Below are 21823 nucleotides of genomic sequence, written 5' to 3'. Positions count from 1 at the left end.
CGGGCATCTGAAGGCGCCTCGGCTCCCGGCGAGTGCGCAAGCCACGACCAGCGGTCATGCGTTTAGCATCGAGTCACGATCACGTGCACCCCGCGCCGCGCGCCCACAGCCCCCGCGCGCTAACCGGGCACCAGTAGAAGGTCGAGTATGCGCCCATACCACGTTGCAATCGTCGGCTCCGGACCGTCCGGGTACTTCGCCGCGTCGTCCCTGCTCAAGGCGGCCGACGCGGCGGACGACATGGATATGGCCGTCGACATGCTGGAAATGCTGCCGACCCCGTGGGGGTTGGTGCGATCCGGCGTCGCCCCCGACCACCCCAAAATCAAGTCGATCAGCAAGCAGTTCGAGAAGACCGCCGAAGACCCCCGCTTCAGGTTCTTCGGCAACGTGGTGGTCGGCGAACACGTGCAACCCGGCGAGCTGGCCGAACGCTACGACGCCGTCGTCTATGCCGTCGGGGCGCAGTCCGACCGCGCGTTGAAGATTCCCGGCGAGGACCTGCCCGGCAGCATGGCGGCCGTCGAATTCGTGGGCTGGTACAACGCGCATCCGCACTTCCAAGAAAGCGCGCCGGACCTCTCGGGCGCCCGGGCGGTGGTCGTCGGCAACGGCAACGTCGCCCTCGACGTCGCCCGCATCCTGGTGACCGATCCCGATGAGCTCGCACGCACCGACATCGCCGACCACGCCTTGGAGTCGCTGCGGCCCTGCGGTGTCGAGGAAGTGGTGATCATCGGGCGACGCGGGCCGCTGCAGACCGCTTTCACCACGCTGGAGTTGCGGGAGCTGGCCGACCTGGAAGGCGTCGACGTGATCGTCGATCCGGCCCAGCTGGAGGGCATCACCGAGGAGGACGCGGACGCGGCCGGCAAGACGACGAAGCTGAACATCAAAGTGTTGCGCGATTACGCCGCGCGCGCGCCGCGGCCCGGCCATCGTCGAATCGTTTTCCGGTTCATGACTTCACCGATCGAGATCAAGGGCGACGGCAAAGTGCAAAGCATCGTGCTGGGCCGCAACGAACTGGTCACCGACGACAACGGGCGGGTGTCCGCCAAGGACACCGGCGAGCGCGAGGAGCTGCCCGTTCAGCTGGTGGTACGGTCGGTCGGCTACCGCGGCGTGCCCACTCCTGGCCTGCCGTTCGACGACCAGACCGCGACGATCCCAAACACCGCGGGCCGGGTGGAGGGCAGCCGCAACGAATACGTCGTCGGTTGGATCAAGCGCGGGCCGACGGGCGTGATCGGTACCAATAAGAAGGACTCCCAGGACACCGTCGACACCCTGCTCGCCGATCTGGACCGGGCGACAGAAAGCGGTCTCGCGGACTTCCCCGACGACCATGCCGACAAGCTGGCCGCCTGGCTCGCCTCACGCCAGCCCAAGCTGGTTACCTCCGCGCACTGGAAGCTCATCGACCGTCATGAGCGCGCCGCCGGTGAGGCGCTCGGTCGCCCCCGCGTCAAACTGCCCAACGTGACCGAGCTGCTGCGGATCAGCCACGGCTGATCGACTGCCCCACCAGCGCGTACGGCCCCACCGGAGCTGGATGGCTATTGCTCATCGCGGTTTCCTCTGCTGAGGTGTAGGCGGGGGAGCTTTCGGTCACTCAGCCACCACGTCGTGACGGGAAAGCCTCTCCCGCAGACGCATTGGTCGGATATAGATGCCACTGGGCCCACAGGCGACGCGCAAACTGGCGAAGACGGGAGACTCGCATATGGCCACTCAACCGACCGCTCAGCGGGAATCCTCCCGGCCCTTGGTGGGCAAAGGGTGGATCCAGGGCGTCGCGCTGGTGATGATCTTCGGCTTCCTGGTCATGGGCATCCTGGCCTACCGGACGTACTCGGCGTCGATGCCCATGCCGGACAAGGTCGTCAGCGAGTCCGGCCAGCTGCTGTTCACCGGCGACGACATCACCCGGGGACAGGAGCTCTACCAGGCTCGGGGCCTCATGGAATACGGCTCGGTGCTGGGGCACGGCGCATACCTGGGACCCGACTACACCGCCGAATACCTGCGGATGGCCACGCAGGACGTCGCCGACCAACTGAGGGCGCAGGGTGTGACCGATCCGCGCGATCGGGTGGTCACCGAATTCCGCACCAACCGCTACAACCCCGACACCAAGACGTTGGTCTTTACCGCGCGGCAGGCCGCGGCGTTCGACCGCATCCAAAGCCACTACGCCGGCTACTTCGGCGAGAACTCGACCAAATACGGCCTGCTACCGCAGGCCATCACCGACAAGGCGCAGATCCACGACCTGACGGCGTTCTTCGCGTGGACGGCCTGGGCAGGCGCGGCCGAACGCCCCGGGCACAAGTACACCTACACCAATAACTGGCCGGCCGAGCCGCGGGTCGACAACGGTCCCACCGCCCCGGTGATCGTGTGGTCCGCGCTGTCGCTGATCGCGTTGCTCGGTGGCATCGGCGCCATGTTCGCGGTCTACGGCCGCTGGAGCCAGAAGGTCGGCTGGCACAGCGCCGAGACCTCCACGCTGTCGTTCCGTCAGCCCGGCGAGGTGAGCCTGACGCCGGCGCAGCGCGCCTGTGTGTGGTTCTTCGCGATCGTGTCGGTGCTGTTCCTGGCGCAGACGCTGCTGGGCGCGGCGGCCGAGCATTATCGGGCCGACCTGTCGACCTTCTTCGGCCTGGATCTGGCCCGGGTGCTGCCGTACAACCTGGCCCGCACGTGGCATGTGCAACTGGCGCTGTTCTGGACCGCGGCGGCTTTCCTGGCCGGCGGCATCTTCCTGGTGCCGTTCATCGCCCGCCGCGAGCCGCGCCGTCAGGGTGTGCTGGCCTACGTGTTGCTGGGCGCGGTCGCGGTGGTGGTGTTCGGCTCGCTGATTTGCGAGGCGCTGTCCATCTACGGGGTGATCCCGCACGGGCTGCTGTCCCAGCAGTGGGAGTACCTGGACCTGCCGCGGCTGTTTCAGATCCTGCTGATCATCGGCATGTTCGTGTGGATCGCGATCATCTTCCGGGGCATGCGCGCCCGGCTCAAGGGCGAGTCGAAGATGAACATGCCCTGGTTGTTCTTCTTCTCCGGGCTGGCGATCCCGGCGTTCTACACCGTCGGGCTGTTGGCCAGCAGCGGAACCCATTACACCGTTGCCGAATTCTGGCGGTTCTGGGTCGTGCACCTGTGGGTGGAGGACTTCCTCGAACTGTTCACCACCGTGATGGTGGCGTACATGTTCGTGCTACTCGGTGTGGTGCGCGAACGGATCGCGCTGGGCGTGATCTTCCTCGACGTCATCCTGTACTCCGCGGGCGGCGTGATCGGCACCATGCACCACCTGTACTTCTCGGGCACGCCGGTGGAACACATGGCGCTGGGCGCGTTCTTCTCGGCCGCCGAGGTCATCCCGCTGACCTTCCTGACCGTCGAGGCGTGGGCGTTCCTGCAATTAGGCGCGCGCCAGCAGTCCGGCGACGCCAACCCCTTCCCCCATCGCTGGGCGGTGATGTTCCTGGTCGCGGTGGGCTTCTGGAACTTCCTGGGCGCCGGGATCTTCGGCTTCCTGATCAACCTGCCGATCGTGTCCTACTACCAGATCGGCACCGCGCTGACGGCCAACCACGCGCACGGCGCGATGATGGGCGTCTACGGCATGCTCGCGGTCGGCCTGGCCATGTTCGCGTTCCGGTACATCATCCCGGCCGACAAGTGGCCCGAGAAGCTTGCACGAATCTCGTTCTGGTGCATGAACATCGGTTTGGCATGGATGGTGTTCGTCACCCTGCTGCCGCTGGGCGTTCTGCAGCTCTACCACTCGGTCAACGACGGCTACTTCGAGGCGCGCTCGCTGGGCTACATCACCAAACCCGGCAATGCGGTGATCGAATGGCTACGGATGCCGGGCGACCTCATCCTGATCGTCGGCGGCGTCTTGCCCTTCGTCTGGATCGCCTGGACCGCCTTGCGGCATTTCCGCGCGGGTTCAACCGTTCAAGAGTTGCCCGAACATCCGCTGTACACTCAGTCCCCCACCGAGCCGGAGAGCGGCGCGGCAGTGTCGGCAAGGGAGTGACCGGTGACTCAACCGGCTACGTCCGTGTGGCTGATTGCCGGGTACTCCCTGGCGCTGCTGGCCATCGGCTGGAGTTTCGACTCGATGGCCCGACGGGCGTCGGCGCGCGCGGCCCGTTGGCGCACAGGCCAATTCACCTACCGGCCCGACCATGACGCCTGGGTGTGTCCACAGGACCATTGGCTCTGGCCGACGTCGTTCGACCCGCGGCACCGGGTCATGCGATACCGCGCCCAACCGGTGGTGTGCAACAGCTGCCCCGTCAAATCCAGCTGCACGACATCCGATCACGGCCGGGAGATCAGCCGCGAGGTGGACCCCTGGCCGCATTCGGACGCCGGGCGGTTTCACCGCGGGATCGCCTGCTGCGTGGCCGCGTTCGGAATCGTGCTGCCATTGGCAACCTTGGTCGCCAACCACTCGGGCGCCGAGGTGTTGGTCTTGACGGGCACCATCGGAGTTGTCGCGCTGCTCGGCCTGCCACTGGTCCGCCACCTGTGGAACACCCCGTCCAACGCACCGCAGCACCTGCCGCACCGCACCGCCCTGGAGGATCAGGCCGCCGCGGCGATAGACAGGTTTTCCACTCGCTGGGGCAGCTGGGACAGCAAGGAGGGCAAGACGACATGACCACCGTTGTGATCGTCGCGGTCATCGCCGCGATCGTCGCGGCCGCCGTGCTTGCGACGTGGTCGCTGGCAGTGCTGCGCGAGTACGAACGCGGCGTCGTCTTCCGGATGGGACACGTGCGCCCGCTGTACGGTCCCGGACTGCGCTTCCTTCTCCCCTTCGTGGACAAGATGATTCGTGTCGACCAGCGGCTGGTGACGCTGACCATCCCCCCGCAGGAAGTGATCACCCGCGACAACGTGCCGGCTCGGGTCAACGCCGTCGTCATGTTCCAGGTGATGGAGCCGCTGAAAGCCATTCTGGCGGTGGAGAACTACGCGGTGGCCACTTCTCAGATCGCCCAGACGACGCTGCGTTCGCTGCTCGGCCGGGCCGACTTGGACACCCTGCTGGCGCACCGGGAGGACCTCAACAGCGATCTGCGCACGATCATCGAAAAGCAGACCGAACCCTGGGGCGTTCAGGTCCGCGTCGTGGAGATCAAAGACGTCGAAATTCCCGAGTCGATGCAGCGGGCCATGGCCCGCGAGGCCGAAGCCGAGCGCGAACGCCGCGCGAAAGTCATCAACGCCCGCGGGGAATTGCAGGCCTCCGAAGAGCTGCGCGAGGCGGCGGAGACGCTCTCGAAGAGCCCCGCCTCGCTGCAGTTGCGTTATCTCCAAACGCTCTTGGAATTAGGGGCGGACCAGAATTCGACCGTCGTCTTCCCGTTGCCGGTCGACATCATCACGCCGTTCTTGCGGCACCCCGAGGTACTACAGGGCGTCGTCGACAATTTCAACAACCGAGGCTGATTACCGCCGCCCCGGCAATTCACTCCAACCGCGCCCCGGACGCCACTCGGAACGCGATACTCGGGGGCATGCGCCTTGTCGGTTTCGGGACGCACCCCGACCACGGGCCGTCCCGCGCGCCGCGCGCGCATGCCCCGCCAGCAGCCCCGTAGGTTTCGCTTCTCCCGCGCGCGCCGGATGCGCACTCTTTTGGATTCAACGCAGCGCCGACACCGAGCGGCTCATCTCCTACATCGACCTACGACGAGGTAAGACAATGGATTACGCATTTCTCCCGCCCGAAATCAACTCCACCCGGATGTACGCCGGCCCAGGCTCCGGCTCACTGCTGGCCGCCGCGGGGAGCTGGGACTCGCTATCGGCCGACCTGGCCACCACGGCCGAGTCGTATGAGTCGGTGCTTTCGGGCCTCGACTTGCAGTGGCGCGGCCCGGCAGCGGAGGCCATGGCGGCCTCGGCCGCCCACTATGTCGGCTGGCTGCTGGCCACCGCCGAGCAGACCAAGCAAACGGCCTTGCAGGCCAGGGCCGCTGCGGCGGCCTACGAGCAGGCATTCGCGATGACGGTGCCCCCACCGGCGATCACGGCCAACCGCACACTGCTGGCGTCGCTGGTGGCGACGAATGTGTTGGGCCAGAACACCGGGGCGATCGCGACCACCGAGGCGCAGTACGCCGACTATTGGGCCCAGGACGCCACCGCTATGTCCGGCTACGCCGCCTCCTCGGGGGCGGCGACGCAGCTGCCGCGCTACTTCTCCCCGAATCAGTCCACCAACTCCTCCGGGCTGGCCGCTCAGAACGCCTCGGTCACCCGGGCGGTCAATAGCGCCCTCACCGCTAACCCGCAGATTACGGCGAATCAGCCGGTCACCGCGGCGGCGACCGATCCGGCGGTCGTGCCCAGCGATTTCACCATCCTCGACGCCATCCAGGCGACCAACACCGCGCTCAACGGCACCTACTACATGGAGGCGTTCACCTCGGGAATCATTGGGGCGGAGAACAATCTGGGCATGTTGCCCAAGGCGGCGGCCGCGGCGCCCACCGCACTGGCCCCGGCGCTGACCGCGGCGCCCCAAGTCGGCGGTGGCGTCGGTCTGGGCAACATCAGCGCCACCCTGTCCCGCGCCGGGACCATCGGACCGATGTCCGTGCCGGCCAGCTGGGCAGCACCGTCGACCAGCCACGTCACGGCCTTCGAGCCCGCCGGCATGACCCTGCTCCCGGGAACGACCGACGAGGCCGTCGCGGCGGGCTACCCCGGTTACCCAGGGATGCCGGGTGGTGCGGCCGCGCGCTCCGCGGGCATAGGCGTCCCGCCCCGGTACGGCGTCCGGCTCACGGTGATGCCGCGCCCGCCGGCGGCCGGCTGACCGGTCGCCAGGCCGCGGACCGTCTCTTCGGTCCGCTGTTCAATACGCTGCACCGCAATGGATTTCGCGTTTCTGCCGCCAGAGATCAACTCCGCCCGGATGTACTGCGGCCCGGGTTCGGGGTCACTTCTGGCTGCCGCGGGGAGCTGGGATTCGCTGGCCGCCGAATTGGACACCACGGCGCAGACCTATGAATCGGTGCTGTCCGGCCTCACCGGCTCATACTGGCGTGGGCCCGCCGCACAGTCGATGTCGGCCACCGCCGCGCCCTATATGCATTGGCTGCAGACAACCGCCGAGCAGGCGACGCAGGCGGCGATGCAGGCCCGCGCGGCCGCCGCGGCCTACGAGCTGGCGTATGCGATGACGGTGCCGCCCGCGGACGTCACCGCCAACCGCGTCCGGCTGGCGGTGCTGGTGGCGACGAACTTCTTCGGCCAGAACACCGCGGCCATCGCGGCCACCGAGGCGGAGTACGCGGAGTACTGGGCGCAGGACGCCGCAGCGATGTATGGCTACGCGGCCAATTCGGCGCTGGCCACACGGTTGAGGCCGTTCTCCCCGCCGCGCCGCACGACGGACCCGGCAGGCCTGACCGCGCAGACCGACGCGGTAGCCCAGGCGGTCAACGGCGCCGGCGCCAGCCCGGTGACTCAGGTCATCGCCGCGGCACCAACCCTTCCGGCGCAGACGGCGGCGGCCGCTGGACCGTCGATCCTGCCCAGCGACTTCACCGTCCTCAACGCCATCCTCGCGGTCGGCACTTCCCTGAACGGCATGTGGAAGATGGAGGCGATGCCCGCCGGAATCATTCAGGCCGAACACGACCTGGGCATGTTGCCGGCCTCGGCGATCGAGGCGGCGCCGGCGCCTCCGCTGAGCGGTGCGCCGAGCCTTGGCGGCGGTGCGGGCCTGGGCAACATCACCGCGACGCTCGCCCGCGCCGGAACGATCGGGTCGATGTCGGTGCCGGCCGGTTGGACCGCGCCCGCGGGCGGTTCGGTCACGGCATTGCCGGGCGGCGGCCTGCCCACCCTCCCCGGAGGCGACGAGTTGGCCGGATCGCCGACCGCGGTGCCCGGCGCGCCGGGCCTGCCGGGGGGCACCGTTTCGCGGGCGTCGGGCGTCGTCCCGCGCTACGGCGTCCGCATCACGGTGATGGCGCGCCCGCCCGCCGCCGGGTGACGACGCTACGCCGGGGGTGGCTCGGGCGGCGCGAACCTCCAGTTGTCCGGATTCTTCGGCGAATACACCACCGGGAACAACTGGCCCATGGTCGGCCAATGCTCGACATCGACCGCCATGCGCTGATACACCGCATGTTCGCTGACCGTGGGACCGTTGATCACACCGGAAATGGTGACGAACTGCTCACCGGTGGCCTCCGGCCGCGGGCTCACCCCGGTCACCAGCAGCGTGCCGTTCAGCTGCTCGCCGCGGGGTCCGCGAGGGAGGAACCGCTGGGCAAGGGCGACCGCCAACACGGCCACCAACAGGATGAGCACACCGAATTCCCACACCCGGCCATGGTAGGACTGCGTCATGAGTCAGGACGATCTGACGTTGGCGCTGACGCTGGCCGACCGCGCGGACGCGCTGACTTCCGCCCGGTTCGGGGCGCTCGACCTGCACGTGGACACCAAGCCCGACCTGACCCCGGTGACCGACGCCGATCGCGGGGTGGAATCCGAACTGCGGGCAGCGCTGGGCCGGGAACGGCCGCACGACAGCGTCGTCGGCGAGGAGTTCGGCGGGACCACCGCTTTCACCGGGCGGCAGTGGATCATCGACCCCATCGACGGCACCAAGAACTTCGTGCGCGGCGTGCCGGTGTGGGCCAGCCTGATCGCGCTGCTCGAGGACGGTCTGCCGGTGGTCGGGGTCGTCAGCGCCCCCGCGCTCCAGCGTCGGTGGTGGGCGGCGCGCGGCCGGGGCGCCTTCGTCGCGGTCGACGACGCGACACCGCGCCGGCTGTCGGTTTCCTCTGTGGCACAACTGGATTCGGCTAGCCTCTCGTTCTCGAGCCTGTCCGGGTGGGCGGAGCGCGGGCTGCGGGAACGTTTCATCGCGCTGACCGACGCCGTGTGGCGGGTGCGCGCCTTCGGCGATTTCCTGTCCTATTGCCTGGTGGCCGAGGGGGCCGTCGACATCGCCGCCGAACCCGAGGTGTCGGTATGGGACCTGGCCGCGCTCGACATCCTGGTGCGCGAGGCCGGCGGGACGATGACCGGCCTGGACGGCGTCCCGGGGCCGCACCGCGGCAGCGCCGTGGCGACGAACGGGCCGCTGCACGAGCGGGTGCTCCGGTCACTGGCGCTTGTGAATTAGTTAACAAGTGTTCTCTGTGATCTTACTCCAGAGTAAGATAGGCTTATCCGCATTGCCCCGACTACTTCAGGCTGGCGACAATGACCGACACTCGTTCCGGTTCAAACTCAAAATCCGCCCGCTCCCGCCGCAAACGGAAAGACCACCACAGCGCGGTCGGACTGCAACCACACAAGCGCACGGGCGTCGACATCGCCATCGCGCTGCTCACCCCGCTCATGGGCCAGGAGTTCCTGGACAAGTACAGGCTGCGCGACCCGGTCAATCGCGGGCTGCAGTACGGCACCAAGACGATCTTCTCCACGGCCGCCAATGCCTCCCGGCAGTTCAAACGGCTGCAGAACCTGCGCGGCGGGCCCACCCGGCTGAAGTCGAGCGGCAAGGACTACTTCGACCTGACGCCCGACGACGACCAGAAGATGATCGTCGAGACCCTCAACGAATTCGCCGAGGAAGTGTTGCGGCCCGCGGCGCACGACGCCGACGAGGCGGCGAGCTACCCGCCCGACCTGATCGCCAAGGCCGCGGAGTTGGGCATCACCGCCATCAACATCCCCGAGGACTTCGACGGCATCGCCGCACACCGCTCCAGCGTGACCAACGTGCTGGTGGCCGAGGCGCTCGCCTACGGCGACATGGGTCTGGCGTTGCCCATCCTGGCCCCGGGGGGCGTGGCCTCCGCGCTGACCCACTGGGGCAGCGCGGACCAGCAGGCCACCTATCTGCACGAGTTCGCCGGGGAGAACGTTCCCCAGGCCTGCGTCGCGATCGCCGAGCCGCAACCTCTGTTCGACCCCACCCACCTGAAGGCCACCGCGGTGCGCACGCCGAGCGGCTACCGCCTCGACGGCGTGAAGTCGTTGGTCCCGGCGGCGGCCGACGCCGAGTTGTTCATCGTCGGCGCGCAGCTGAATGGCAAGCCGGCCCTGTTCGTCGTCGAATCGTCGACGAAAGGCCTTAGCGTCAAGGCGGATCCGAGCATGGGCATCCGGGCAGCGGCGCTGGGCCAGGTGGAGCTCTCCGGCGTCACGGTCCCGCTGAGCGCGCGGCTGGGCGAGGACGAGGCCACCGACGACGACTACTCGGAGGCGATCGCCCTGTCCCGGCTGGGCTGGGCGGCGCTGGCGGTGGGCACCTCGCACGCGGTGCTCGACTACGTCGTTCCCTACGTGAAGGAGCGCGAGGCCTTCGGCGAGCCGATCGCTCATCGTCAGGCCGTCGCGTTCATGTGCGCCAACATCGCCATTGAGCTGGACGGGCTGCGGCTGATCACCTGGCGCGGTGCGGCCCGCGCCGAGCAGGGCCTGCCCTTCATCCGCGAGGCGGCGCTGGCCAAGCGGCTGGGCACCGACAAGGGCATGCAGATCGGCCTGGACGGCGTGCAGCTGCTCGGCGGCCACGGCTTCACGAAAGAACACCCGGTCGAGCGTTGGTATCGCGACCTGCGGGCCATCGGCGTGGCCGAGGGCGTTGTCGTCATCTGAGTCGTTACTCAATTCGAGCTGAAAGTTGCATCATGGCAATCAATCTGGAGCTGCCCCGCAAGCTGCAAGCGGTGGTCGTCAAGACCCATCAGGGCGCCGCGGAGTTGATGCGGCCGATCGCCCGCAAATACGACCTGAAGGAACACGCCTACCCGGTCGAACTCGACACGCTGTACAACCTGTTCGCGGGCGCCTCGGAATCCATCGAATTCGCCGGGGCCGACGCGCTGGGGGACGAGAACCGGGACCGGGACAGAAACCACAACGGCGCCAACATGGCGGCACTGCTGCAGACCCTGGAGGCCTGCTGGGGTGACGTTGCGATGATGCTGTCGGTGCCCTACCAAGGTTTGGGAAACGCGGCGATCTCCGCGGTCGCCACCGAGGAACAGCTGGAGCGCCTGGGCAAGGTGTGGGCGGCGATGGCCATCACCGAACCGGGCTTCGGCTCCGACTCGGCTGCGGTGTCCACCACCGCCAGGCTCGACGGCGACGAGTACATCCTCAACGGCGAGAAGATCTTCGTCACGGCCGGTTCGCGCGCCACCCACATCGTGGTGTGGGCGACGCTGGACAAATCACAGGGCCGCGCGGCGATCAAGTCGTTCATCGTGCCGCGCGAGCACCCCGGTGTCACCGTCGAACGGCTCGAGCACAAGCTCGGCATCAAGGGTTCCGACACCGCGGCGATCCGGTTCGACAACGTCCGCATCCCGAAGGAAAACCTGCTGGGCAACCCGGAAATCGAAGTCGGCAAGGGCTTCTCAGGCGTCATGGAGACCTTCGACAACACCCGGCCCATCGTGGCCGCCATGGCCATCGGCGTGGGCCGCGCCGCCCTCGAGGAGATCCGCAAGATCCTCACCGAGGCCGGGGTGGAGATCTCCTACGACAAACCGTCGCACGCCCAGAGCGCCGCGGCGGCCGAATTCCTGCGCATGGAGGCCGACTGGGAGGCCGCCTACCTGCTGGCGCTGCGCGCCGCGTGGCAGGCCGACAACAAGATCCCCAACTCCAAAGAGGCGTCGATGAGCAAGGCCAAGGCCGGCCGCATGGCCAGCGACGTCACCCTCAAGTCCGTCGAATTGGCGGGCACCACAGGATATTCCGAGCAATCCATGCTGGAGAAGTGGGCGCGCGACTCGAAGATCCTGGACATCTTCGAGGGCACCCAGCAGATCCAGCAGTTGGTGGTCGCCCGCCGCTTGCTGGGGCTGTCGTCGGCCGAGCTGAAATAGCTCTGGCAACCACTCTGCGGCGAACGTGTAACCACTGCGAGCAATCGGCGATTTTTTCGCAGTGAGTTCACGTTCGGCGCGCACTCGTCGGCGACGGCGTCCAGCTGCCCGCCGCAGCACGGCCAGCGCCTCGTCGCGGCCCACGGCGGGCCGAACGCGTTCGGGCCAGGCAACTGCATGGCGCCGAGGCCCGCCCGGGACACCGAAAAGCGACCGAGTGGAAAAAAATCCATACGGTGTGGTTAGCGTCGAGCCATGGACACGTTTCAAGCGCTCGTCGCCCGCGAAGATGGCGACCGGATAACCGCGTCGGTCGAGACATTGAGCCACTCGGACCTGCCCCCCGGCGAGGTGACGATCCGCGTGCTCTATTCGAGCGTCAACTACAAGGACGCGCTGGCGCTGACCCCGGGCGGCGGCGTGGTGCGCAGCTATCCGGTGGTGCCGGGCATCGACCTGACCGGCGAGGTGGTCGAGTCTGGGTCACCGGACTTCACCGTCGGCGATAAGGTGCTGGCCCACGGGTACCAGATCGGAACCGGCCATCATGGCGGCTACGCCGAATACGCGCGCCTGCCCGGCGACCAGGTCGTCGCGCTCGGCGCGTTGAGCCCGCACGAGGGCGCCGCGATCGGGACCGCCGGCTTCACCGCCGCGATGAGCGTGCAGGCGCTGATGGACTGGGGCATCGAACCCGGCGCCGGGTCGGTCGTCGTCACCGGCGCCTCCGGAGGCGTGGGCTCGATCAGCGTGGACCTGTTGGCCGCCGCGGGCTACCGGGTGGTGGCGTCGACCGGCAAAAAACCGGCGGCCGGGCTGCTGAAAGAGCTTGGCGCCGCTGAGGTTATCGGCCGGTTGCCGGAGGATCCCGACGCCAAACCGCGGCCGTTGGCCAAGGCCCGGTGGGCGGGCGCGGTGGATTGCGTGGGCGGCGCGACGCTGGCCGACGTGCTCAGCGCGGTCGACTACGGTGGGGCGGTCGCCGCCAGCGGGCTGACCGGCGGTCCGGCGTTGCACACCACGGTGATGCCGTTCATCCTGCGCGGCGTCGCGCTGCTGGGAATGGAGTCGGTGCAGATGCCGATCGGCCGGCGACGCAAACTGTGGGCGCTGCTGGGCGATTCGTTGCGGCCGCGTCATCTCGACGCACTCACCACCGACGTCGATGTCAAGGACGTCGTCGATGTGCTCGATCAGGTTCGCGCCGGCAAGTTCACCGGGCGGGCGGTGGTGCGGGTCGCCGGGGGGTTTTGAGTCGGCAGTAGGCTGTCCGACCATGCGTGCTGCGCGGGTGACTCGGCTGGATGGTCCGGACGCGATCGAGGTGGCGGAGGTCGACGAACCGTCCGGTGACGGCGTTGTCGTCGACGTTCATGCCGCCGGCGCCGCCTTCCCCGACGCGCTGCTCACGCGGGGCCTCTATCAGTACCGCCCCGAGCCACCGTTCGTGCTGGGCGCCGAGATCGCCGGTGTGGTGCGCTCGGCGCCGGATGGCGCACACGTGCAGGCCGGGGACCGGGTCGTGGGACTGACCATGCTGTCCGGCGGCATGGCCGAAGTCGCGATCCTGCAACCCGACCGGGTGTTCAAGCTCCCCGACAACGTGAGTTTCGAGGCCGGCGCCGGCCTGCTGTTCAACGACCTGACGGTGTACTTCGCCCTCACGGTGCGCGGCCGGCTGGCCCAGGGCGAAACGGTGCTGGTGCACGGCGCCGCCGGCGGCATCGGGACATCGACGCTGCGGCTGGCGCCGCTGCTCGGGGCGTCGCGCACCATCGCGGTGGTCAGCACGGAACAGAAGGCGGACGTCGCGACGGCCGCCGGGGCCACCGATGTGGTGCTTGCCGACGGGTTCAAGGACGTGGTCAAGGAGCTCACCGGGGGTCGCGGCGTCGACGTCGTGCTCGATCCGGTCGGCGGCGACCGGTTCACCGACTCGCTACGCTCGCTCGCCCCGGGCGGGCGGCTGCTGGTCGTCGGCTTCACCGGTGGAGACATCCCGACCGTAAAGGTGAACCGGTTGCTGCTCAACAACATTGACGTCGTCGGCGTGGGTTGGGGGGCCTGGACGGCGACGCATCCGAACGCCCTGGCCGAGCAGTGGGCCGGACTCGAAAAGCTGCTCAGCTCGGGCCGGCTGGCTCCGCCCACCCCGGAGGTCTACCCCCTGGACGAGGCCGCCGCCGCCGTCGCGTCCCTGGAAAACCGCACGGCCAAGGGCAAGGTCGTGGTGCGCGTCCGCGATTGACGCGCGAGATGGCTGGATCACGTCTCGTGGACAAGGCGACCACCCCTTGTGTGGTCCAGAAACAAAAACTAATGTCACTTTCAATTTCTGAACGCCAGCCCCCGGGGGTCATCCATGGAATCCTTCGTCCACTTGCGCAAAGGGACAACGCCACGCCGACTCCACGCCGATCTCGACGGGCTCAAGGACGACGAGCTGGGCCGGGGCGGATTCACCGGCCGCACGGCGAACCTCTATCGCCGCCACGACCCCACCGCCTACCGCGCGGTCGGCCCGCTGCGGCCCATCGACGTGCTGGCCGGCGAGCTCAAGCCCAGTGACGCCACCGACGCCGACGGCGGTCCGCTGCTGATGTTCAGCAACGCCGACTGCCGAATCCTGTTGAGCCGCCGCCACGAGCCGATGCCGTTCTACACCCGCCACGTGGACGGCGACCTGCTGTGCTTCGTGCACCAGGGCGGCGGTCTGGTCGAGACCGAGTTCGGGCCGCTGCGCTACCGCGACGGCGACTGGATCTACCTGCCCAAGGCGTGCACCTGGCGCCAGGTGCCCGACAGCGAGACGACGCTGCTCATGGTCGAGGCGACCGACGAGTTCCGGGCGCCGCCGCCCGGTCCGCTGGGCCGGCACTTCCCCTTCGACCCGTCGCAGGCCACCATCCCCGACCCCGCACCCGTCGACGACGACGGACGCGACGAGTACGAGGTGCGGCTTATCCACGAGGGCGGCCCGACAACGCTTTACTACCAACACAATCCGCTCGACGTCGAGGGCTGGCGGGGTGACAACTTCGCGTTCACCTTCAACATCGCCGACTACAACGTGGTCACCTCCGACAGCGTGCACCTGCCACCGACGGTGCACCTGTTCATGCAGGCCACCGGCGTCTACGTGATGAACTTCCTGCCCAAGCCCGCCGAAGGTGTGGCCGGCACCGAGCGCACGCCGTGGTACCACCGCAACGTCGACTATGACGAGATCGCCTTCTTTCACGGCGGCTCGCTCTACGGCATCCCGATGCCGCCGGGTCTGATTTCCCATGCGCCGCAGGGCGTTCACCACGGCGCACCGGAGAAGGCGCGGGAACGGGCGCGCCGCAAGTTCGACGAGTACTCCCGCGTCGATTGGCAGGTGATCGCCGTCGACACCCGCCGGCGACTGACCCCGTCGGCCGAGGTACTGGCGCACGACCTAGGACAACACTGATGAAGCACGAGTACGAACGCATCCCCTATCTCGTTGCGTTCCAGAACAATTCCGCCGTCCGCGACGTCTACGGCGGGCTGGCCGAGATCACCGTGCTGGAGAGCTACCTGCTCAGGCCGAAGGACAAGCCCTCGGACACCGTGCTGGTGTTCATGCACCCGATCGGGGGCGGCGCCTACCTGCCGATGACGGGCGCGCTGGCCCGGGCCGGCCATCACGTCATCTACTGCAACAGCCGGTTCCGCGGCACCGACTCGGCGCTGCTGATGGAGAAGGTGGTCGAGGACCTCGGCGAGTGCATCAAGGACGCCAAGAAGCGGCTGGGCTATTCCAAGGTGGTGCTGGCCGGGTGGAGTGGCGGCGGCTCGCTGTCGATGTTCTACCAGCAGCAGGCCCAGCACCCCACCATCACGTCGAGCCCGTCCGGTGACGGCCCCGACCTGACCGCTTTGGACCTGACCCCCGCGGACGGCATCATGCTGCTGGCGGCGCACATCAGCCGGCACGGCACGCTGACCGAATGGCTCGACGCGTCGATCCTCGACGAATCCGACCCCACCAAGCGCGATCCCGAGCTGGACCTCTACAACCCGGACAACCCGAACCAGCCGCCCTACAGCCAGGAATTCCTGGCCCGCTACCGCAGCGCACAGGTGATGCGCAACCGGCGCATCACCGCGTGGGTCAGGGACAAGCTCGCCGAGTTAAAGGCGGCCGGGCGCCCGCAAGACGAGTTCTGTTTCGTGGTGCACGGCACCATGGCCGACCCGCGCTGGCTGGACCCGACCGTCGATCCCAACGAACGCACCCCGGGAACCTGCTACCTGGGGGATCCTCAAGTGGTGAACATGAGCCCGGTGGGGCTGGCGCGGTTCTCCACGCTGCGCGGCTGGCTCTCGCAATGGAGTTACGACGACGCCCGCGGCGATGGGGTAGCCTGCGGTGCCGACCTCGCGGTCCCGGCGCTGGTCATCGGTAACCTGGCCGACGATGCCTGCACGCCCAGCCACACCCGGCGGCTCTTCGAGGCGATCGGGCACCATGACAAGGAGATGCACGAAATCCCCGGCGCCACACACTATTACGCGGGCCCCGACCAGCGCGACAAGCTGCGCGCGGCCGTCGACATCGTCACCGACTGGCTGGTCCGCCACGACTTCGCGGGCGCCGGATGAGCGTCGCCGGGCCACTGGACGGAGTGCGGGTGCTCGAACTGGGCACGTTGATCGCGGGCCCGTTCGCCGGACGACTGCTGGGCGACATGGGCGCCGACGTCATCAAGGTGGAACCCCCCGGTGCCCCGGACCCGTTGCGCACCTGGGGCCAGGCCGAGGTCGACGGGCAGCATGTCTTTTGGACGGTGCACGCGCGCAACAAGAGAGCGATCACCCTGGACCTGCGCCGCCCGCGCGGCCGCGAATTGTTCTGTGAGCTCGTCGAGAAGTCCGACATCGTCGTGGAGAACTTCCGCCCGGGGACGCTGGAGAAATGGGACCTGGGCTACGACGTGCTCAGTACCCGAAACCCGGGCATCATCCTGGTCCGGGTGTCCGGCTACGGGCAGACCGGGCCCGAGGCGCACAAGGCCGGCTACGCCTCGGTGGCCGAGGCGGCCAGCGGACTGCGCCACCTCAACGGTTTCCCGGGCGGACCGCCGCCCCGGCTCGCGCTCTCGCTCGGCGACACCCTGGCCGGCATGTTCGGCGCGCAGGGCGCGCTGGCGGCGCTGTACCGCCGCGGCATCACCGGGCGCGGCCAGGTGGTGGACGTCGCGCTGACCGAATCCTGTTTGGCCGTCCAGGAATCCACCATTCCCGACTACGACGTCGGCGGCGTGGTCCGCGGACCGTCGGGCACCCGGCTGGAGGGCATCGCGCCGTCCAACATCTATCGCAGCGCCGACGGCTCGTGGGTGGTGATCGCCGCAAACCAGGACACCGTCTTCGCCCGGTTGTGCAAGGCGATGGGGCGCCCCGAGCTGGCCACCGAGGACCGGTTCGCCACGCACGCCGCCCGCGGCCGCAACCAGGACGAGCTCGACGAGATCATCGGGGCGTGGGCCGCGGAGCGCCCGCCGGGGGACATCATCGAAACCCTGAGTGCCGCAGGGGTGATCGCCGGGCCGATCAACACGGTCGCGGAGGTGGTCAACGATCCGCAGCTGCGGGCCCGCGGCATGCTGGTCGAACACTTCGACGAACGCATCGGGCGCGACGTGCTGGGGCCGGGCATCGTGCCGGTGCTCTCCGAATCGCCGGGCAGCGTCCGCAACGCGGGCCCCGCCCGCCCGGGCCAGCACAACGACGACGTCTACATCGGGCTGCTGGGCAAGAGCGCCGAGGAGCTCGAGGAGCTGCGGGCCGAGGAGGTGCTGTGAACACACACGTGACCATCCGCGAGGTCGCGCTGCGCGACGGGCTGCAGATCGAAGCGCCGATCCCGTTGGACGCCAAGCTCGAACTGCTGGCCGCCATCGCCGCGACCGGCGTTCGCGAGGTCGAGGCCACCGCGTTCGTCTCGCCGTCGAAGGTGCCGTCGATGGCCGACGCCGCCGAGCTCGCCGCGCACCTGCGCGACTACCCCGACATCGAGTTCTCCGCCCTGGTGGCCAGCCCGAACGGGGCCAAGCGGGCCGTCGCGGCGGGGCTGCGCTCGATCGAGTACGTGGTGGCCGCCGACGACACGTTCAGCAAGGCCAACGTCGGGCGCACCAGCGCGGAGGCCACCGCGGCGATCGACGAGATCGTGGCCATCGCGCGCGACGGTCACGTCACCGTCGAAGTGATCATCGCCACCGCGTGGGACTCACCGTTCGAAGGGCCCACGCCGGCGCAGCGGGTGCTCGACATCGCCGCGGCCGCCCGCGACCGCGGCGCCGACCGCCTGTCGATCGCCGACACGATCGGCACCACCACCCCGGGGCGGGTGAGTTCGCTGATCGCACAGCTGCGTCCGGTGATCGGCGACCTGCCGCTGGGCGGGCATTTCCACAACACCCGCGGCGCCGGGCTGGCCAGCGCCTATGCCGCGGTCAGCTCCGGGGTGACCCGGCTGGACGCCTCGGTGGGCGGGCTGGGCGGTTGCCCGTTCGCGCCGGGCGCCACCGGCAACATCGCCACCGAGGACCTGGTGTACCTGCTGGCCGACAGCGGCATCGACGTCGACGTCGACCTGCAGGCCGCCATCTCCGCGGCCGAGGTCGCCAAATCCGTTGTCGGCCATGCCCTGCCGAGCGCTTTGCTGCGCGCCGGCGACGGGATCCGGACATGATGCCCGCCCCGGACACGCTGACGGCCAAGGGCCGCCAGACCAGGCAGGCCATCGAGCAGGCCGCCCGGAAGCTGTTCGCGGAAAGGGGTTTTCACGGCACTACGCTGGCCGACATCACCTCGGCGGCGGGCAAGTCGCCCGCGGTGTTCTACCGGTATTTCGCCGACAAGGAAGACCTGCTCGCCGCCCTGGCCGAATCGTTCTTGCACGACGTCCTGACCCCGTCCGGGCTGAGCCTCGAGCTACCGGCATCGCCCGACGACGACGCGTTCTTCACCGCGGTGGTCACCGGCTACTGGAACATGTTCAAGCAGAACATCGGCATCATGATCGCCGTTGCCCAGCTCGCCGCCACCCAGCGCCGATTCGCGGGTGTCCAGAACGAATTCCGCCGGTTTGGCATGGACATCGTCGCCGCCTCGGTGCGCCGCGCCCAGGAGCAGGGCTACGGAACCGAACTCGACCCGCAACACACAGCGGCGGCCATCGCCCTGCTGTTCGAGAACTTCACCACCGTCTTCGTCGGCCCCTCCAACCTGGGCATCAAGATCAGCGACCGGGACGCCATTGCCACCTTGTCGACGATCTGGAAGAAAACTCTCTACGGCAGCGGCAAGGAGACTTAGGAGAAAACTGTGGATTTCACACTGCCCGAACACCTTCCGGCTGTGCTCACGGAGATGGACGAGTTCATCGAGGCGGAGATCAAACCGCTGGAGCGCGAACACATCCAGTATTTCGACAAGCGCCGCGAGCATGCCCGCACCGACTGGGACAACGACGGCATCCCGACGCGCGAGTGGGAGGACCTGCTCGCCGAGATGCGCCGGCGAGCCGACAAGGCGGGCTGGCTGCGGTACGGGCTACCGGCCTCGCTGGGTGGCCGTGACGGCACCAACGTCGACATGGCCGTCATCCGGGAACACCTGGCGCACAAGGGCCTCGGCCTGCACAACGACCTGCAGAACGAGTCCTCGATCGTCGGCAACTTCCCGCAGGTGATCATGATGGAGCGCTTCGGCACCGAGGAGCAACGGCGGCTCTGGTCCGAGGCGCTGATCACCGGGAAACGCTCCATGGCGTTCGGGCTGACCGAGCCGCAGCACGGCTCGGACGCCACCTGGCTCCAGACGCGCGCACAAGCCGACGGCGACGGCTGGGTGATCAACGGCGCCAAGCGGTTCAACACCGGCGTCCACCGCGCGACCCACGACCTGGTCTTCGCTCGCACGTCCGGTGAGCCGGGCCAGGCGCGGGGCATCACGGCGTTTCTGGTGCCGACGGACGCGCCGGGGTTCGACGTCCCCTACTACTGGTGGATGTTCAACATGCCGACCGATCACGGCGAGGTTCAGCTGACCGACGTCCGGGTGCCCGGTGACGCGGTGCTCGGCGAGGTGGACCGCGGCCTGGAAGTCGCGCAGACGTTCCTGCACGAGAACCGGATTCGGCAGGCGGCTAGCAGCCTGGGTGCGGCACAGTACTGCATCGACCGCGCCGCGGAATACGCCGGGCGGCGGACCGTGTTCGGCAAGCCGCTGTCGGTCAACCAGGCCGTGCAATGGCCGCTGGCCGAATTGCAGACCGAGGCCCAGATGGTGCGGCTGCTGGTTCAGTACGCGGCCTGGCATCTGGACCGGAACCACCACATGGAGGTCTCGGACAAGGTGTCGATGGCCAACTATCGGGCCAATCGACTCGTCTGCGACGCCGCCGATCGAGCCATGCAGATCTTCGGCGGCCTGGGCTACAGCCGGCACGAGCCGTTCGAGCACATCTATCGCCACCACCGTCGCTACCGGATCACCGAGGGAGCCGAGGAGATCCAGATTCGCCGGGTGGCGCAGCGGCTGTTTAAGTTTGGCAAGTGACGCCGACCGAGGAGCTGGCCTCGCGACTCGCCTTGAAACTGGGGAGCGTGCTGGGCGCCGATGTCGCGGTGGAAAACCTGCGCGCCCTGACCGGCGGCGCCAGCCGCTCCACGTGGGCGTTCGACGCGGTCACCGGTGACCGGCGCCGAGCCCTGATCCTGCGCACCGGCGCGCCCGACGACGTGCACGCCGGCATGGAGCTGGAGGCGCGCGCCCAGGCCGCCGCCGCTGCCGCAGGCGCCCCGGTCCCCCACGTCCTCATCGCCGGCGATTCGCCTGCCGCACTGGGCAATCCGTTTCTGATCTGCGACGCGATCGCGGGCGAGACCATCGTCCGGCGCATCCAGCGTCAGCTCGACGAGGCGGGCGGGCAGGCGGCCCGCGCGACTCTGCTGCGGCAATGCGCGCAGGCCCTGGCGGCCATCCACCGCGCCGACCCGAACATCCCCGATCTGGCCCGCGAGGATCCGCTCGCGCAGTGGCGCGAGCGGCTCGACGCCATGGGCGACACCACGGCCACCTTCGAATGGGCGTTTCGCTGGCTGGAGGCCCGCAGGCCGGAACCGTCGGGGGACGTGCTGGTGCACGGGGACTACCGGATGGGCAACCTCATCGTCGACGGGTCCCGCCTCGCCGCCGTCCTCGACTGGGAGTTGGTGCACCGCGGCGACCCCTACGACGACCTGGCCTGGTTCTGCATCCGCGCCTGGCGCTTCGGCGCCCCGGCCAGCCTCGGCGCCGGCGGCCTCGGCAGCGTCGAGAGCTTCCTGCGGGACTACGAACAGGCCGGCGGGACTGGCGTCGACCGGGTGGCGTTTCACTGGTGGCTGGTGCTGGCGACGCTGCGGTGGGGCGTCATCTGCCGCTACCAGGCGGAGCGGCATTTGACCGGTCAGTTCCGCTCGGTGGAGCTGGCCACGATCGGTCGCCGCGTGTGCGAAACCGAGTGGGACCTGCTCGACCTGCTCGAAGGGGCCGCGTGATGATCGGACCGTACGGCCGCCCGCTCGCGGCCGAACTCGTAACCGCGGTGGCCGAATTCCTGGAGACCGACGTGCGGGCGGCGACCAGCGGGCAGGTCAACTTCCACGCGAGGGTGGCCGCCAACGCGTTGCGCATCGTCGAGCGCGAACTGCTCGACGAGAGCGAGGCCGAATCCCGTGCGGCGCTGGCCGACTTGGGCTTCGCCGACGAGGAAGAGCTTGCCGCCGCGATACGGGCCGGCGAGATGGACGGGCGAGGCCTCGAAGTCACCGCCTGCCTGCGCACGTTGGTGCGGCGCCGGCTGGCGGCCGCCCACCCCGGATACGACTGCGAATAGGAGCGAG

The 21823-nt window shown here is 68.6% G+C and carries 20 protein-coding genes and 1 pseudogene; 19 read left to right on the top strand and 2 right to left on the bottom strand.

From position 1 onward, the window contains the following. The first annotated feature begins 147 nt into the window (after positions 1–147). The 6 genes from KXD96_RS10460 to KXD96_RS10435 all read left to right on the top strand — a co-directional run bounded on the left by KXD96_RS10460 (position 148) and on the right by KXD96_RS10435 (position 8035). Positions 148–1515 (top strand): FAD-dependent oxidoreductase, encoded by a 1368-nt coding sequence (locus KXD96_RS10460; protein ID WP_260744498.1) that lies wholly within the window; start codon positions 148–150, stop codon positions 1513–1515. Positions 1516–1726: 211 nt separating this feature from the next. Continuing rightward, positions 1727–4051: a nitric-oxide reductase large subunit gene (locus KXD96_RS10455; RefSeq protein WP_260744497.1), complete on the top strand. Its 2325-nt coding sequence runs from the start codon at positions 1727–1729 to the stop codon at positions 4049–4051. 3 nt (positions 4052–4054) lie between these two features. Next, positions 4055–4681, top strand: a complete 627-nt coding sequence (locus KXD96_RS10450) for a hypothetical protein (RefSeq protein WP_260744496.1) — start codon at positions 4055–4057, stop codon at positions 4679–4681. Next, positions 4678–5475: a slipin family protein gene (locus KXD96_RS10445; RefSeq protein WP_260744495.1), complete on the top strand. Its 798-nt coding sequence runs from the start codon at positions 4678–4680 to the stop codon at positions 5473–5475. The genes KXD96_RS10450 and KXD96_RS10445 overlap by 4 nt, the downstream gene beginning before the upstream one ends. Before the next feature lie 256 nt (positions 5476–5731). Beyond that, complete coding sequence (locus KXD96_RS10440) at positions 5732–6850, top strand: PPE family protein (RefSeq protein ID WP_260744494.1); 1119 nt, start codon at positions 5732–5734, stop codon at positions 6848–6850. 57 nt (positions 6851–6907) lie between these two features. After that, positions 6908–8035 (top strand): PPE family protein, encoded by a 1128-nt coding sequence (locus KXD96_RS10435; RefSeq protein ID WP_260744493.1) that lies wholly within the window; start codon positions 6908–6910, stop codon positions 8033–8035. A 5-nt stretch (positions 8036–8040) separates the two neighbouring features. Here KXD96_RS10435 and KXD96_RS10430 read toward each other — a convergent pair whose 3' ends face one another. Then, entirely contained in the window at positions 8041–8370 is a 330-nt protein-coding gene (locus KXD96_RS10430) for a hypothetical protein (RefSeq protein ID WP_260745308.1), read from the bottom strand. A 22-nt stretch (positions 8371–8392) separates the two neighbouring features. On the opposite strand from KXD96_RS10430, the gene hisN reads away from it, so the two are divergent. From hisN to KXD96_RS10415, 3 genes are all read left to right on the top strand, one after another. Continuing rightward, positions 8393–9178 (top strand): histidinol-phosphatase, encoded by a 786-nt coding sequence (gene hisN / locus KXD96_RS10425; RefSeq protein WP_260744492.1) that lies wholly within the window; start codon positions 8393–8395, stop codon positions 9176–9178. Between the two features lie 80 nt (positions 9179–9258). Further along, complete coding sequence (locus KXD96_RS10420) at positions 9259–10662, top strand: acyl-CoA dehydrogenase family protein (RefSeq protein ID WP_260744491.1); 1404 nt, start codon at positions 9259–9261, stop codon at positions 10660–10662. A gap of 32 nt (positions 10663–10694) precedes the next feature. Beyond that, positions 10695–11900 carry an acyl-CoA dehydrogenase family protein gene (locus tag KXD96_RS10415; protein WP_260744490.1) on the top strand — a complete coding sequence of 402 codons (1206 nt, stop codon included), beginning with the start codon at positions 10695–10697 and terminating at the stop codon, positions 11898–11900. A gap of 105 nt (positions 11901–12005) precedes the next feature. On the opposite strand, the pseudogene KXD96_RS10410 reads toward KXD96_RS10415, so the two are convergent. Next, positions 12006–12133 (bottom strand): annotated as a pseudogene (locus tag KXD96_RS10410) (oxidoreductase); the annotation flags it as partial. Between the two features lie 22 nt (positions 12134–12155). Between KXD96_RS10410 and KXD96_RS10405 the strand changes: the two are divergent. The 10 genes from KXD96_RS10405 (at position 12156) to KXD96_RS10360 (ending at position 21816) form a co-directional block, all read left to right on the top strand. Continuing rightward, entirely contained in the window at positions 12156–13154 is a 999-nt protein-coding gene (locus tag KXD96_RS10405; RefSeq protein WP_260744489.1) for an acryloyl-CoA reductase, read from the top strand. 22 nt (positions 13155–13176) lie between these two features. Then, the gene (locus tag KXD96_RS10400; protein WP_260744488.1) at positions 13177–14148 is read left to right on the top strand and encodes an NADPH:quinone oxidoreductase family protein; all 972 of its coding nucleotides are present in this window, start codon (positions 13177–13179) and stop codon (positions 14146–14148) included. A gap of 114 nt (positions 14149–14262) precedes the next feature. Next, positions 14263–15354: a homogentisate 1,2-dioxygenase gene (locus KXD96_RS10395; RefSeq protein ID WP_260744487.1), complete on the top strand. Its 1092-nt coding sequence runs from the start codon at positions 14263–14265 to the stop codon at positions 15352–15354. Further along, on the top strand, positions 15354–16529 hold the full coding sequence (locus KXD96_RS10390) for an alpha/beta hydrolase (RefSeq protein WP_260744486.1): 1176 nt from the start codon (positions 15354–15356) through the stop codon (positions 16527–16529). Before KXD96_RS10395 ends, KXD96_RS10390 begins: the two co-directional genes overlap by 1 nt. Next, positions 16526–17731 (top strand): CaiB/BaiF CoA-transferase family protein, encoded by a 1206-nt coding sequence (locus KXD96_RS10385; RefSeq protein WP_260744485.1) that lies wholly within the window; start codon positions 16526–16528, stop codon positions 17729–17731. The genes KXD96_RS10390 and KXD96_RS10385 overlap by 4 nt, the downstream gene beginning before the upstream one ends. Continuing rightward, on the top strand, positions 17728–18624 hold the full coding sequence (locus tag KXD96_RS10380; RefSeq protein ID WP_260744484.1) for a hydroxymethylglutaryl-CoA lyase: 897 nt from the start codon (positions 17728–17730) through the stop codon (positions 18622–18624). The genes KXD96_RS10385 and KXD96_RS10380 overlap by 4 nt, the downstream gene beginning before the upstream one ends. Then, positions 18624–19250, top strand: a complete 627-nt coding sequence (locus KXD96_RS10375; RefSeq protein WP_260745307.1) for a TetR/AcrR family transcriptional regulator — start codon at positions 18624–18626, stop codon at positions 19248–19250. Before KXD96_RS10380 ends, KXD96_RS10375 begins: the two co-directional genes overlap by 1 nt. A 9-nt stretch (positions 19251–19259) precedes the next feature. Continuing rightward, positions 19260–20495, top strand: a complete 1236-nt coding sequence (locus tag KXD96_RS10370) for an acyl-CoA dehydrogenase family protein (protein ID WP_260744483.1) — start codon at positions 19260–19262, stop codon at positions 20493–20495. Continuing rightward, positions 20492–21478, top strand: a complete 987-nt coding sequence (locus KXD96_RS10365) for a phosphotransferase family protein (protein ID WP_260744482.1) — start codon at positions 20492–20494, stop codon at positions 21476–21478. The genes KXD96_RS10370 and KXD96_RS10365 overlap by 4 nt, the downstream gene beginning before the upstream one ends. Beyond that, positions 21478–21816: a DUF6285 domain-containing protein gene (locus tag KXD96_RS10360; protein WP_260744481.1), complete on the top strand. Its 339-nt coding sequence runs from the start codon at positions 21478–21480 to the stop codon at positions 21814–21816. The genes KXD96_RS10365 and KXD96_RS10360 overlap by 1 nt, the downstream gene beginning before the upstream one ends. The last annotated feature ends 7 nt before the right edge of the window (positions 21817–21823 follow it).

The organism is Mycobacterium sp. SMC-2 (assembly GCF_025263485.1).
Lineage (GTDB): Bacteria > Actinomycetota > Actinomycetes > Mycobacteriales > Mycobacteriaceae > Mycobacterium.
The sequence above is the reverse complement of the archived record's forward strand: the minus strand, read 5'-3'. Positions and strand labels throughout refer to the sequence as shown.